The following is a 13,166-nucleotide window of genomic DNA, read 5'->3' as shown; positions in this document are numbered from 1 at the left end:
GGGTCACCTCTATTTCTTCTTGAACAGATTGCTGAACGCGTCGAAATCTATATCGACTTGTACTGTAACCGTATCAGCAAAGTTTCTGTTGTTGTAATGATCGAACCCTACGAGCAGCGAGACATTATCCGAGAATTTCCATGACCCGCCGAAATTCCAGCAACCGTAGGAGCTCTTCGTCCCCTGGTATTCAACGCAAAGCCAGAGCTTGTCCGATATCTCTGACATCGTGCGCTCCCAGGCGCCGAAGACGTCGGCGTTGTCTTTTCCGCCGTTCGGACCCCGTAACAATTTGCCGTTGCCGTTAAAATATCCGACTGAGAGACGGCCGAGGTTGAAATCATTAATTTTGAATGTCTTTGCGCCTTTGAAGTAGAGCACGTTGCTATTGGTCTTGTCAGCCTTCGTCCCTATATCATAAGCGCCAACAGCCAGGGCGGGGAACCATTCACCGAACGCACCTTCAGGTATCCCACCTTTTGCGTTAAAATATATCGGGTAATTGTCCAGCTCCCCGTACCCTGTCTTGTTGTCGAAACCTACCTCAATGTTGAATTTCTCGAAAGGCAAAACACCGACTGTGAGCCCTTCGTTAGTTATTACGTTGACCCTGTTCCCGAATTTGTCCTTGTTTACGGGAATATACACGTCTCCCGGGGTTATGTGGACGACTCCGTACGCCTGGACGTCAGTGGATGGCGCCCAGATGTGGGTGGTTGCGGTCGCGAAACAGGCCGCGGGGGTAATTAAGGAAAGCGCGCCTATGATACATATGACCAGCCAAACGTTTTGACGGAACATCTGATCTTCTCTCTTTCTCCCAATGTTCTCACCAAACAAGTATAACTATCAATGTTACAAACAGATTAACCCTATATTAATCTTGGATTAAAGACCGCCCTTTTCTCCGTTGACCTGTCGACACCGATGTCGTCAAAAGCTTCGGAGCCGGCCCTGCATATCGGACAGCTCCTGGGGGGCGCCTGCCGCTGCGTTAAGTAGCCGCACTTTGCGCACCTGTACTTCCGCTCAAGATCATCTTCTTTGATCTTCATACCCGTAAGTATACGGGCGAATGTTAAATCCGTATTACATGCGCGTTAAATCTTGGTTAATCTTGCATGCGGGTGTCATGCCTTGAAATTTAACGCCTCGCAAAGAGCCGGTTTATGACGCAGTAGATATTTGGCAGAGGCGAGTAATAAAGAAAGGCCGAGCGAGGCTTAAATTTCAAGGTAAAAAGCAGGTTACGGGATTAAGCGATGAATTTGTAGCCGATGTTGCGGATGGTCTCGATAAAGGTATGCTTCCGGTCCTCTATCTTGCTGCGGAGGCGGCGGATATGGACATCCACCGTGCGGGTACCGCCGTAGTAATCGTATCCCCAGATCTTGTCGAGCAGCTGGTCCCGGGAATAGACGCGGCCTTTGTTTGAGGCGAGGAATTTAAGGAGTTCGTATTCTTTGAACGTGAGCTCCACCTTGCTGCCGTTCAATGACACTTCGTATCTTGATACATCTATGATTAGGTCGCTTATCTTTATCATGTCATCGGAATCGGTCGGTATGACTTTTTTGAGGAGCGCCTTGACGCGCGCTACAAGCTCTGCGCCGTTAAACGGGGCAATTATGAAATCGCCGATGCCTGAAAGGTTATCGAGAAGCCGCATCCCGTCTTCAGGCAGGACGGCAAAGACAGGAGTATCTTTCAGGAACCTGTCTTTCTTGAAGGCGCGCAGGACAGCCTGCGCATCGAAATTCTTGGGGGAGGCGAAATCGAGGACTATGACATCCGGCCGCCTCTTCAGCGTCTCTTCGTAGACCGGTTTTATATCGGCCTCATCGCAGGAATAGACCTGGTGATCAGCGTCTTTCAGCGCTTTTTTGGCGCGCTTAAGGCCTTCGTCCTCTATGCCTAATATAAGGATACCGCTCACATTTTTACCGCTATTATGGAAATACCATTATTGTCCGCGAGAGCGATCGTTTCTTCTTTATCTATTATAAGCGTCTTCTTTGCCTCTATCGCGAGGCAGGCCGCCTTCACCTCAACCATCGAACGTATAGTCTGAGGCCCTATGACCGGGATGTCGAATTTCATATTCTGCTTCGGTCGCGCGACTTTTATTATGACTCCGCCCGCGCCGGCAAGCCGTCCGCCGCGTCTTATCATAGCGTCGGTCCCCTCAATATCCTCGACCGCTATTACGGCCTTATCTTTTACGAATATCGAAAGCCCTATATCCAGGCCGGCCACTTCCCTCGCGACCCTCGCGCCGAACCTGATATCCTCCTCTTGCGAAAGTGCCGGTTTCGCCTTCGTCGGCACGCCTTCTGCCGGCAGCAGGTCCTCGAGGAAAAGCGTCGAATCCAGCAGGTCTATGCCGGCCGATTTCAGCGTTGCGGTGATCATCGATAACAGGGTATCGTCTTTTTTGTCCAGAGCCCTGACAAGGATCGATTTCATCAACCCGTCGATCTTCAGCGCTTCGTTGAATATCCTGGATTTAGTGACCCCGCCGGCCATCACGGCTTTTTTGACGCCTTCGGCCTTGAAGACCTCGAGCACCTTGGAGAGTTCGCCGAGTTTTACCCAGTAAAATTTGTCGACGAGCTTTTCCACCTCGGGCCTGGTCTCGCCCTCGATGCCCACGGCGATAACCTTCACGCCTTTCGATCTCGCTGCTTTGGCGAAAAGCAGCGGAAAATCGCTTTTACCCGCGATAAGTCCTATGGTGTCCATATTATTTTATCTTGAGATGCCCCGTTCAGAGGCAGCCGTGAAATCTATAAGGTAGTCTACTTCGGGGCATTCCGGGACTTCCGACTTTATCTCGTCCAGCGCATGAGGGACGGTAAGCCCCGAATTAAAGAGTATCTTGAAAGCTTTTTTAAGGGAATTCCGCGATGCCTGGGGGACGTCGGCCCTTTCGAGCCCGACGGTATTGAGGCCGTATACTTTCAGCGGATGGCCGTCGCTCATCGAATAAGGCACCACGTCCTGCGTGACTTTCGAACAGCCGCCTATGATAGCGAGCTTTCCTATGCGAACGAACTGGTGGACGCCGGTAAGGCCCCCGATATCGGCCTTCTCCTCGACGGTGACATAACCGGCGAACGTGCCGCAATTGGCGATGATTGCCCCGTCTTTTATGACGCAGTCGTGCGCCACATGGCAATATGCCATCAAAAGGACCTTATTGCCTATCACGGTGGAGGACTCTTTGTTCGTTCCCATATTTACGGTAACGTATTCGCGAATGATATTGTTGTCGCCTATCTTGACGTAACTTTTTTCGCCCTTGAATTTCAGGTCCTGCGTGATGGAGCCTATCACGGCCCCGGTGAATATCCTGTTATCGCGGCCGATAGTCGTGTGCCCGTCGATCACGGCGTGCGCGCCTATTACGGTTCCGCTGCCGATCTTGACGTCCGGACCGATTATACAATAAGGGCCGACTTCAACTCCGTCGGCCAACTCTGCCTTTTTATCTACGATCGCTGTAGAGTGGATTTGCACCCTGCACCTTCACTTTTCTATTGATACCCCACACGTATATGCGGGGTTCATCCCCTTATTCCGAAGCCTCTTCACCGCCGACCAGGGCGAACATGAATTCGCCTTCGGCCACAATTTTCCCGTCGACGCTCGCGACAGCCTTCACCTGGACGGTCTTGGAGCGCAGTTTCAGCACCTCGGTCTCAAGGACAAGCTGGTCCCCGGGCACGACCGCTTTACGGAATTTTACCTTGTCCATCGACATGAAGAAAGCGTATTTCCCGAGATTTTCCCTTTTGTTGAGCATCATCACGCCGGCGACCTGCGCCAGCGCTTCCATTATGAGCACTCCGGGCATTATCGGCATGTTCGGAAAATGACCCGGGAAATAAAATTCGTTCATCGTGACGTTCTTTATGCCCACCGCTCTCTTGTCGTCCTCGAGTTCTATGACCCTGTCAACCAACAGGAACGGGTAACGGTGAGGCAGTATCTTCTTTATATCGTTGATATCGAGGGGAGTGCCAACGATGCCGGGGCCTTTGCTTTCCATGGCGCCGGCGCGCATGCGCTCCTGCTGCTGCCTTATCTTCTGTAAAAGCCTGACGTTGAGCGGATGCCCGGATTTTACGGCTATCACATGGCCTTTTAAGGGCATGCCCAAAAGGTAAAGGTCTCCCATAAGGTCCGAGACTTTGTGGCGCGCGAACTCATCGCTAAACCTTAATTTATTCTTTATGACGCCGTCCTTGCCGACAACGAGGGTGTTTTCGAAGTTCGCGCCTTTGCCCAGCCCCTGCCGTCTCAGCTCCTCGGCCTCGGCCTCCAGGCAGAATGTCCTCGTCGGGGCTATCTCTTTCTCATAAGTCTCAGGCGTTATCACGACCGAGACGTACTGGGACCTGAGCAACGGGTGGTCGTAGCTCAACATATAAGATATCTTTAATTCGGAATCGGGAAGTATGGCCAGGACCGTATCGTTCTCCTCGAGCCAGATCGGGTCTTTTACCGTAAAGGTCCTTTTCTGTTCCGGCTGCGACTGCGCGCCTGCTTTCTTTATCAGCTCGACAAACGGCATCGCGGAACCGTCGAAACCGGGAAGCTCGGGGCCGTTTATCTCGACCTTGATATTGTCTATCATCATCCCGCTGAGCGCCGACAGCAGGTGCTCCACCGTATGGACTTCTACGCCGTTGCATGAAAGCGATGTCCTCCTCAGTTTGCGGCTGGATTCCATGACATTGGCGGTATTCGCTTTTATCACCGGCGAATCCGGAAGGTCTACGCGGATAAAGCTTATGCCGGAATTAGGTTCGGCGGGCAAAAGGCGCATTTTCACCTTCGTCCCTGTATGCAGGCCGGTCCCTTCGGTTTCAACCGCGTTTTTTATTGTCAGCTGTTGTTCCATCTGCTATCTTCTTCTCCAACTGTTGAAATTTTTCTTCGAGTTTTTTCAGTTCATCGACGATCTGCGGCAGGCGCGTGACAAAGGCATTCAGCCTCTTCGCCTCATCGTGCCGCCTTGCGGGGTATCCCGAGACACATGTATTCGCCGGGACCGACTTCGTGACACCGGCCTGCGCAGCCAGCACGGCATTATCCCCGATCGTTATATGTCCGACCAGGCCCGCCTGGCCGGCGATCGTGACGTTCTTGCCTATGACCGTCGAACCGGATATTCCGGCCTGCGCTATTATTATGGAATTCTCTCCGACTATGACGTTATGGGCTATCTGGACAAGGTTGTCTACCTTGGTGCCCTTCCCTATCACAGTCTTCCCGAACCGCGCCCTGTCGATAGTGACATTGGCGCCTATCTCTACGTCGTCCTCGATAAGGACCGTTCCGATCTGGGGTATTTTGTGATGCTCTCCGCCGACCGTCGCGAACCCGAACCCGTCGCTGCCTATGACCGTGCCGGAATGGATTATCACCCTGTTCCCTATCTCGACCTTATCGCGTATCGCGACGTTCGGATAGATCAGGCAGTCGCTTCCTATCTTCGCGCGATTGCCGATATAACTGCCGGCGTAAATTATAGTCCTGTCCCCTATAGCGGCGTCGTCGTCGATCACGACGTACGGCTGGAGCGCGACATCCTGCCCGAGTTTTACGTTCTTCCCGACCACCGCGGCAGGATGTATACCGACGGGATACTTCTGGTCGTTCGGCATAAGGATGGAGATCACCTTGGCAAACGCCATAGAGGGGTTATCCGCGCGGATCATCGGCCTGGGAGCGGTCTTCGTCTCCCGGGAGGTTATGATCGCCGACGCCCTAGTCGTATCCATCAGAGGAGCATAGCGCGGGTTAGCGAGGAATGTCAGGTCCCCTTCTTCCGCTTCCCTTATCCCGCTTATCCCGGTTATGACGACATTCCCGTCGCCTATAACCTCGCCGTCTATTAATTGCGCGATCTCTTTGAGGGTCTTATGTATTGAAGAACCCGCTTCAGGCACTTACTATCTCTTTCCCTTTGCGGCGTATTGATCGTTCAATATCTTAAGGATCCTGCTAGTCAGGTTGTCCGTGTCGCTTCCGAACAAGACGGCCCGGCTGTCGAATATATACTTATAACCTTCCTTCTTGCCGATATTGTCTATGGTATCCTTTATCTCCTTAAGTATCACCCTTGCCATGTCATCGCGGTCTTTCCTGAGGGTGTCCCTTGATTCTTTATCGAAATCCTGGAGTTTATTCAACTTCTCCTGTACCGCCGAGGTCTTCTTCGCCTTATCCGATTCCTTGGCGAGGTCGAGATCGTCCTTCATCTTCTTTATTTCGGCAACCAACTTGTCCCTTTCACCCTGTTTGCCGCTGCTTTTTGACTCGAGTTGCTTGTCAAGGTCTTTTGTCTTATTGTATTCATCGAAGACCTTGCCGAGATCCATATAGCCTATCTTATCTCCGGCTGCGAGCGCCATATTTACGGACGCCATGGATAACGAAAATAAAAACGCCAAAATGACCAACTTGGACATTGCCTTCATCTTTCTTCTCCTTCCGTGTTAAAAAGCCCTGCTCAGGCTAAAGTGGAACCTTCCAACCTTCTTCTCGCCCGGGTCGGTTTTAAGCGGATAACCATAATCCAGCTTTACAGGCCCGACCGGCGTTTTTACCCTGATACCGGTGCCGGCAGAATACATAACGCCGCCCTTGCCGAAATCGCCTTCCCTCTGCCAGACGTTGCCTGCATCCATGAAGACCGCGCCCTTGAGAAACTCCACTATGGGAAAGACATATTCGGCGTTCCCGACAAGCATGGCGTTGCCTCCTAACGGGCTGTTCGTGACCGGGTCTTTTGGACCTATGCTTCTTTCTTTGTAGCCGCGGACAGTATCGGCGCCTCCGATGAAAAACCTTTCATAGATGGGGACACTGTCGGTGTTCCCGAACGCGCCTACTGCGCCCGCTCTCGCGGTCAATTGCAAAACCTGTCTTTCGATGAACGAAAAATAAAAACTCGACGAACCGTAGTATTTCACAAAATTCTTGTCGCCGCCGATAGGTCCGCCGGCGCCCTGGACCGAACCGAACAAAACATATCCTTTGGTCGGAGATAACGTCGAATCCCTCAGGTCTCTCGTCAATCCCAGGGTCAGGCTCGAGATGACGTTGGTACCCTGTTCCTTCTGGAGGTCGGCCAACGCGGTTGAGTCGACATCCGAGATCTTTACGCTCTCCAGCCTGTACATCATATCGGCCCTGTCGTTATCGTCGAATTCTTTGCCCAGCCTTAAGTCCCCTCCTTGCCTCTGCTCGCTATAACCATAACCTATGTCCGCCGCCTTTAAGTGGGTGTTTTGGTATAGGTCGAACCCGAAAAGATACGGATAATCGAATACCCAGGGTTCGGTAAAACTCAACTGGTAATCCCTTCTTACGGTACCTATCTCCGCCCTAACGGCGAGTTGCTGCCCGCCGCCGGTAAAGGTCGGGAAATTAAACAGGTCGAAATTACGCTGCGTAACCTGGATGAAGCCGACCAATTTATCTACGGTCGAGAAACCGCCGCCGAACGAGAACTCTCCTGTCTTAGTCTCCTTGACATCCACGATGAGGTTCGCCTTGTTCGGCTCAGCGCTCTTCTCTGTATCGAAAGTTATATCCTCAAAATAACCGAGATTGTAAAGCCTCTCCTTGGAACGCTGGAGCTTCTTCCCGTCAAAAGCCTGTCCGGGACGCAGCCTTAGCTCCCTCCTGATGACCTTGTCCTTCGTACGGACATTACCTTTGATCTCTATCCTGCCGACAAATGTAAGCTCGTTCTCTATGATGACGTACTTGACGTCAATATTGTTAGTCTCGGGATTAAGCGAACTCTCCGGCTTTATGGTAGCGTATATATACCCTTTCTCAAAGTAAAGGCCCTGCATCGCGTCGGCGTCGTTGCGCATCGCCTCCTGGCTGAAGGCCTTTCCCGCCGTCATCTTAAGGGGCTTCCTCAGGTCTTTCTCCGCGATGACGGCTTGGCCGGTTATCGTCAGCGTATTGACGAGATATTTCTTGCCCTCATCGACCTTTATGTTGATCCAGAGGGATCCGCCCTGTTCGCTGTACTTGAGGTCGGGTTCCAGCTTGATGTCAAGGTAACCGTTGTTTTCATAAAACGCTTTTATCTTTTCGAGATCGCTCTCGAAAGCATCCTCGTTAAAAGTGCCGGACCTGAAGAACCACCACGCCGTCTTCGTGGACATAAGCCTGGTGAGCTGGTCTGACTTGAACGCCTTATTACCCTCGAATGTTATCCTGTTTATCTTTACCCTTTTCTCCTCGTCTATCAGGATCGTGACGACCGCCTTATTGGTCACAGGATCAAGCCTTATCGCGTAATCCACCTTGGCGTGGGTAAACCCCTTCTTATAATACATCTCCCTGATGACCTTCGTGCTCTCTTTGAGCTGACGCTCGTCAAGGATCTCGTCCTGTTTTATCTTGAGCTCTTTCTTGAGCCTTTCATCCCTGAATGTCTTGTTGCCGGCGAAAATTATCTGGCCTATCGGCGGTTTCTCGGTCACCGTAAAGGTGATATCAAGGCTGTTTTCAAATTCCTTCACCTCGGCCTTCACATCGGAGAAATATCCGAGGCCGTAGATGCGCTTTATATCTTCATCGACCGTGGCCTTCTTATACGCCTCGCCCTGTTTGCTCTTTACCTTAGAAAGTATCAAGGACGAAGAGACCGCCTTATTTCCCGTGATATATACGCCCCCGACCGTCTTTTCCTGCGCGGCCAGGACCGGGACGGGATTCTCAAGGGAGGGATTTTCAGGCGATTCCGGGACGGATCCCACCAGCGCCTCTGCGGCTGCGGCTGGCGCCTGTTGCTCGGGCGCAACCATCTCCTCGGAAAAAACCGGTTTAAGGCTTAGGATCAAAAGGGCCGATAGGAAAATAACCCCGGGAAAGATCTTCATAGGTATATAAGGAATCCTCATTAAATGTTTAATTTAACATACACTAAAAACAATGTAAAGCTAATTGTGGACCCCTCCCATAATGACAAAGGAAGGTCCGTCTTTTAGGATTAGATATCCTGCCTTACTGACAGGTTCTCAAATCTCGTAAATTCTTTCAGGAACGCGAGTTTCGTCGGGCCGGTCGGGCCGTTGCGCTGCTTGGCTATCATCACTTCCGCGATGCCCCTGTTCTCTTCGGTGGGGTTATAAAATTCCTCGCGGAACAACAAAAGCACCAGGTCCGCGTCCTGCTCGATAGCGCCGGATTCGCGCAAGTCCGCCAGCTGCGGGCGCTTATCATCCCTTCCTTCCGGCTTCCTCGAAAGCTGGCTTACCGCGATAAGCGGGACACCCAACTCCTTGGACAAAGCTTTCAGCGAACGAGATATGTCGGATATCTCCTGCTGCCTGCCCTCGGACCGGAACGACGGGCTCTCGAGCAGCTGCAGGTAGTCTACTATTATAAGCTTGATGTCATGCATAGATTTAAGCCTTCTGGCCTTCCCTCTCAGCTCCAGGACCGAAAGCGCCGAGGAATCGTCTATAAATATGGGCGCTTCCGAGAATTTTCCTGCCGCGTTTACGAGGCGCGGCCAGTCGGTCTGGGAAAGGAAGCCGGTCCTCACCTTGCTGGCGTCGACCCTCGCGTGAGAGCAAAGCATCCTCTGTGCGAGCTGTTCCTTTGACATTTCCAGGCTGAAGACAGCCACTCCCTGTTTTAGCACTATGCCTACGTGTTCGGCGATGCAGCAGGCCAGGGCGCTCTTGCCCATCGACGGCCTTCCTGCGACCACTACAAGTTCGCCTTCATGCAAGCCGGAGGTCATCTTGTCGAAATCGTCGAACCCGGTCGCCAGGCCGGTCACGTTCGTCTTCCTCTGGTAGAGCGAATCTATGGTCTCTATGGAATCTTTTATTATCTCTTTGAGCGAGACGAACCCCCCTTCGACCTTCCTGGAGGTTATCTCGAATATCATCCGCTCGGCCTTGTCGAGTATCTCTTTCGCCTCGTCCTGGGCGTCGTATGCTGCCGAAAGTATGGTGGTGGCGCTCGTGATCAGGCTGCGGAGCATGCTCTTGTCTTTTACTATCTTCGCGTAATGGCTGATGTTGGCGGCGGTCGGAACGAAAGTAGTAAGGGAAGTGAGGTAGCTTATGCCGCCGGCCTCTTCGAGCTCGCCCTTCTTCTTCAGTTCGTCGACTAGCGTTATGAGGTCGACGGCCTTATTGTTGCTGTAAAGCCCTACGATGGCGTTGAATATTATCCTGTGAGCCAGTTTGTAAAAAACGTCTTCTTTCAGCAGCTCGACGGCATGCGATATCGCCTCTTCCTCTATCATCATAGAGCATAGGACAGCCATCTCGGCATCGAGGTCCTGCGGCGGGAGTTTCTCTAGGGATATATCCTTGCCTTCTTTGACCTGGGCCATGTTATTTCTTGACCACCCATAGTTTCAGGTTAGCGGTGATATCCTGGTGCAGTTTTATCGGGATCTGGAATATCCCTATCTGGGTTATATGGTCTTTGATCTCTATCCTCTTCTTGTCGACAGTTATGCCCTCGGCCTCCAGCGCTTTCTGTATGTCGATGTTCGTGACCGAACCGAACAACTTGTCGTCCTTTCCCGCCTCTACGGCTATGGTGCAGGAGACTTTTGAGATGGCATCGGCGAGCCTGGCCGCTTCCTGCCTCTCCTTCTCCATCGCCTCGGCCTTCTGTTTCTTGTTGGCTTCGGCAGTCTTTATATTCTGCTCGGTAGCCGCCAGGGCCAGGCCGCGCGGTAAAAGGAAGTTCCTGGCGTAGCCTTCGCTCGCGGATATTATATCGCCGGATTTCCCGAGGTTATCGACATCCTTCAACAATATCAATTTTGTCGCCATTGAACGCCCTCTCTATATTTTGGAAAACTTAGACCGAGGTATAAGGTATGAACGCGGCGAGGCGGGCCTTCTTTATGGCCTTCGCGAGCATGCGCTGGTGTTTCGCGCAATTTCCGGATATCCGCGACGGTATGATCTTGCCCCTTTCCGTCACAAATTTCGCGATCCTCATCGTGTCTTTGTAATCTATCGCTTTTACCTTCTCCCCGCAGAATTTGCAGACCTTCTTCCTGTATACCCTCTTCTCTCTTCTTTCCATCTTCTGCCTGTTCTCTCCTTACTGTCGGTTAAAACGGCGCATCTTCTCCGGATGGCGCGTTGGTTTGCGTATCGGCAGGCTCGGCCTCCGGGCCGCCCTCCTGTTTGGTTCCTTTGGCCCGTCCCAGGAATTGCACCCGTTCGGCGATGACCTCAACCGCGGAGCGTTTTTCGCCCTGGGGCGTTTCCCAGCTGCGGCTCTGGATCCTTCCCTCGACGAAGACCGGGCTGCCTTTAGAAAGATACTCGCCGCACGTCTCCGCCATCTTGGCCCAGACGACCACTTTAATAAAAGAGACCTCTTCCTTCTTCTCTCCCTGCTGCGTATAGACGCGGTTGACCGCGACGGTGAATGTCGTGACCGCGCTCCCGCTCGGGATATACCTCAGTTCGGGATCCCGCGTCAGATTACCGATCAGAAATACCTTGTTAAGGTTGGCCATAGATACCTCTCTTATTGGGCCTCGTGGATGAAGATGACGGCCCTGAGGACAGATTCGTTTATCTTATAGACCCTCTCCATCGCCACAATCGACTGCGGCTCGGCGGTAAAATACGCCAAAAGGTAGCGGCCCTTCTTCTCTTTCTTTATGGGATAGGCGAGGTCTCTGATCCCTAATTCCTCTTTAGCATCGACCTTCCCGCCGTTCTTGGTGATGACCTCTACGACTGCGGCGGTCAGCTTCCCGTATTCTTCGTCGCTTAAGTTAGGTTTGAGTATGAAAAGCCCTTCGTATTTCTTCATCTACCCTTCCTTTCTATTCTTCAGATTGAACCGAGTCGCGGCGCGTTCTACGCCGCCCTTGAGCCATGTTTCGCAACAATCGACGGAAGTTTCCATTGCTTCGCCTAGGATCGCTTCTTCGGACTTCTTGAAAGTCGAGAGGACATATCCGCTCAGGCCGGAGCTTTCTGTATCCGTGTTCCGCTCTTGCATGCAAGAGCGGGGCTTGCCTATGCCGACCTTAAGCCTCGCGAAATCGCCGCTTCCGAGGTGCTCTATTATTGAAGCGAGGCCGTTGTGGCCTCCGGCAGAGCCGTCGGCCCTTATGCGCGTGATCCCGAGAGAGAGGTTGACGTCATCGCAGATAACGAGCAGGTCGCAAAGTTCGGTCTTCCTGCGCGAGAGTATCGCCCTGACAGCCTCTCCGGACCTGTTCATATAGGTCTGGGGAAGCGCTATGGTCACTTCCTCCCCTAACATCCTGCCTCTTCCAATGAGCGAATTGAACGCCTTCGTATTTAACCTTATGCCGTGGCTGCCGGCCAGCGTGGACGCGACCATGAAACCCACGTTGTGCCGGGTCTTTTCGTATCTCTTCCCGGGATTCCCTAGGCCGATGATCACTTTCATCTCGTTGACCGTTATTCCTTCTTCTCTTTCTCCTTAGCCTTCGCTGCTTCTTCCGCAGCTATCTCTTCGGGTTTCTTCTGCTTCAGGACTTCGGGTTCGGCCGGGGCGGTTTCTGCAGCGGCAGCGACTTCCTCAGGCACGATCTCTACCGGTTTCTCAACCGCGAAGATCCTGACCTCGGGGTCATTGAGTATCTTGACGCCCTTAGGCGCGACTATATCCTTGATAAAAAGCGCATCGCCTATCTTCATGTTGCTGACATCGACCTCAAGTTTCTGCGGGATATCGGTAGGCAAACACTCGACCTGGATCTCCCAGAGGAGATGCTCGAGCACGCCTCCGTCCTGCTTGACGCCGGCGGCCTCGCCCTTCGAGGCGAGAGGCACGTTCACCTTGATCTCCTCGGTAAGCGAGATCTCGTTGAAATCGACGTGCAATATGTGGCCGCTCAGCGGGTCATGCTGGATCTCTTTTATGATGCAGGTCTTGGCTTTCGCCTTCTCATCGCCCTCGATCTTGAGGTTGATGAGGGCGTTCTCTCCAGCCGAGGTATGGAGCGCCTTATCCATCGCTTTCCTGTCGAGGAAAAGCGGCATGGATTTCTCGCCCTTCCTGTAGACGACGGCGGGGATTATCCCCTTTACGCGTTCGCGCTTTACTACTTCTTTACCGAGTTCCTTCCTTGCTTTAGCTTCCAGTTTTACCTGTTCCATTTA

Annotated in this window: 15 protein-coding genes; all 15 read right to left on the bottom strand. The window is 52.5% G+C overall.

Annotated elements, in window-relative coordinates:
- Positions 1–9: 9 nt before the first annotated feature.
- Complete coding sequence (locus tag PHO67_04380; protein MDD5546380.1) at positions 10–801, bottom strand: hypothetical protein; 792 nt, start codon at positions 799–801, stop codon at positions 10–12.
- Between the two features lie 454 nt (positions 802–1,255).
- Positions 1,256–1,936, bottom strand: coding sequence for a response regulator transcription factor (locus tag PHO67_04375; GenBank protein MDD5546379.1), 681 nt, complete (start codon positions 1,934–1,936; stop codon positions 1,256–1,258).
- Positions 1,933–2,742, bottom strand: a complete 810-nt coding sequence (gene lpxI, locus PHO67_04370) for a UDP-2,3-diacylglucosamine diphosphatase LpxI (GenBank protein MDD5546378.1) — start codon at positions 2,740–2,742, stop codon at positions 1,933–1,935. Before lpxI ends, PHO67_04375 begins: the two co-directional genes overlap by 4 nt.
- Positions 2,743–2,748: 6 nt before the next feature.
- Positions 2,749–3,519 (bottom strand): acyl-ACP--UDP-N-acetylglucosamine O-acyltransferase, encoded by a 771-nt coding sequence (gene lpxA / locus PHO67_04365; GenBank protein ID MDD5546377.1) that lies wholly within the window; start codon positions 3,517–3,519, stop codon positions 2,749–2,751.
- A 55-nt stretch (positions 3,520–3,574) separates the two neighbouring features.
- On the bottom strand, positions 3,575–4,906 hold the full coding sequence (locus PHO67_04360; GenBank protein ID MDD5546376.1) for a bifunctional UDP-3-O-[3-hydroxymyristoyl] N-acetylglucosamine deacetylase/3-hydroxyacyl-ACP dehydratase: 1,332 nt from the start codon (positions 4,904–4,906) through the stop codon (positions 3,575–3,577).
- Positions 4,872–5,957: a UDP-3-O-(3-hydroxymyristoyl)glucosamine N-acyltransferase gene (lpxD, locus tag PHO67_04355; protein ID MDD5546375.1), complete on the bottom strand. Its 1,086-nt coding sequence runs from the start codon at positions 5,955–5,957 to the stop codon at positions 4,872–4,874. Before lpxD ends, PHO67_04360 begins: the two co-directional genes overlap by 35 nt.
- Before the next feature lie 3 nt (positions 5,958–5,960).
- On the bottom strand, positions 5,961–6,488 hold the full coding sequence (locus PHO67_04350) for an OmpH family outer membrane protein (protein MDD5546374.1): 528 nt from the start codon (positions 6,486–6,488) through the stop codon (positions 5,961–5,963).
- An 18-nt stretch (positions 6,489–6,506) separates the two neighbouring features.
- Positions 6,507–8,915: an outer membrane protein assembly factor BamA gene (bamA, locus tag PHO67_04345; GenBank protein MDD5546373.1), complete on the bottom strand. Its 2,409-nt coding sequence runs from the start codon at positions 8,913–8,915 to the stop codon at positions 6,507–6,509.
- Positions 8,916–9,025: 110 nt separating this feature from the next.
- Positions 9,026–10,387, bottom strand: a complete 1,362-nt coding sequence (gene dnaB / locus PHO67_04340; protein ID MDD5546372.1) for a replicative DNA helicase — start codon at positions 10,385–10,387, stop codon at positions 9,026–9,028.
- 1 nt (position 10,388) lies between these two features.
- Positions 10,389–10,838, bottom strand: a complete 450-nt coding sequence (rplI, locus tag PHO67_04335) for a 50S ribosomal protein L9 (protein ID MDD5546371.1) — start codon at positions 10,836–10,838, stop codon at positions 10,389–10,391.
- Between the two features lie 28 nt (positions 10,839–10,866).
- A complete protein-coding gene (gene rpsR / locus PHO67_04330; protein ID MDD5546370.1) occupies positions 10,867–11,097 on the bottom strand; it encodes a 30S ribosomal protein S18 in 231 nt (76 codons plus the stop codon).
- A 28-nt stretch (positions 11,098–11,125) separates the two neighbouring features.
- Entirely contained in the window at positions 11,126–11,539 is a 414-nt protein-coding gene (locus PHO67_04325; protein MDD5546369.1) for a single-stranded DNA-binding protein, read from the bottom strand.
- An 11-nt stretch (positions 11,540–11,550) separates the two neighbouring features.
- The gene (rpsF, locus tag PHO67_04320; protein ID MDD5546368.1) at positions 11,551–11,841 is read right to left on the bottom strand and encodes a 30S ribosomal protein S6; all 291 of its coding nucleotides are present in this window, start codon (positions 11,839–11,841) and stop codon (positions 11,551–11,553) included.
- Complete coding sequence (gene pth, locus PHO67_04315) at positions 11,842–12,450, bottom strand: aminoacyl-tRNA hydrolase (protein MDD5546367.1); 609 nt, start codon at positions 12,448–12,450, stop codon at positions 11,842–11,844. It abuts the gene before it with no gap.
- Between the two features lie 11 nt (positions 12,451–12,461).
- Positions 12,462–13,163, bottom strand: a complete 702-nt coding sequence (locus PHO67_04310; protein MDD5546366.1) for a 50S ribosomal protein L25 — start codon at positions 13,161–13,163, stop codon at positions 12,462–12,464.
- Positions 13,164–13,166: the final 3 nt, after the last annotated feature.

The sequence above is a fragment of the Candidatus Omnitrophota bacterium genome, assembly GCA_028716565.1.
Classification (GTDB): Bacteria; Omnitrophota; Gorgyraeia; order Pluralincolimonadales; family Pluralincolimonadaceae; genus Pluralincolimonas.
Note: the sequence above shows the minus strand (reverse complement) of the source record. Positions and strands in the feature narration are given on the sequence as shown.

Bases quoted from the DNA above. Each gene is read 5' to 3' on its own strand.
- rpsR (MDD5546370.1), bottom strand. From the start codon at position 11,097: ATGGAAAGAAGAGAGAAGAGGGTATACAGGAAGAAGGTCTGCAAATTC.
- bamA (MDD5546373.1), bottom strand. From the start codon at position 8,915: ATGAAGATCTTTCCCGGGGTTATTTTCCTATCGGCCCTTTTGATCCTA.
- rpsF (MDD5546368.1), bottom strand. From the start codon at position 11,841: ATGAAGAAATACGAAGGGCTTTTCATACTCAAACCTAACTTAAGCGAC.
- PHO67_04360 (MDD5546376.1), bottom strand. From the start codon at position 4,906: ATGGAACAACAGCTGACAATAAAAAACGCGGTTGAAACCGAAGGGACC.
- dnaB (MDD5546372.1), bottom strand. From the start codon at position 10,387: ATGGCCCAGGTCAAAGAAGGCAAGGATATATCCCTAGAGAAACTCCCG.
- PHO67_04325 (MDD5546369.1), bottom strand. From the start codon at position 11,539: ATGGCCAACCTTAACAAGGTATTTCTGATCGGTAATCTGACGCGGGAT.
- rplI (MDD5546371.1), bottom strand. From the start codon at position 10,838: ATGGCGACAAAATTGATATTGTTGAAGGATGTCGATAACCTCGGGAAA.
- PHO67_04310 (MDD5546366.1), bottom strand. From the start codon at position 13,163: ATGGAACAGGTAAAACTGGAAGCTAAAGCAAGGAAGGAACTCGGTAAA.
- pth (MDD5546367.1), bottom strand. From the start codon at position 12,450: ATGAAAGTGATCATCGGCCTAGGGAATCCCGGGAAGAGATACGAAAAG.
- PHO67_04350 (MDD5546374.1), bottom strand. From the start codon at position 6,488: ATGAAGGCAATGTCCAAGTTGGTCATTTTGGCGTTTTTATTTTCGTTA.
- lpxI (MDD5546378.1), bottom strand. From the start codon at position 2,742: ATGGACACCATAGGACTTATCGCGGGTAAAAGCGATTTTCCGCTGCTT.
- PHO67_04380 (MDD5546380.1), bottom strand. From the start codon at position 801: ATGTTCCGTCAAAACGTTTGGCTGGTCATATGTATCATAGGCGCGCTT.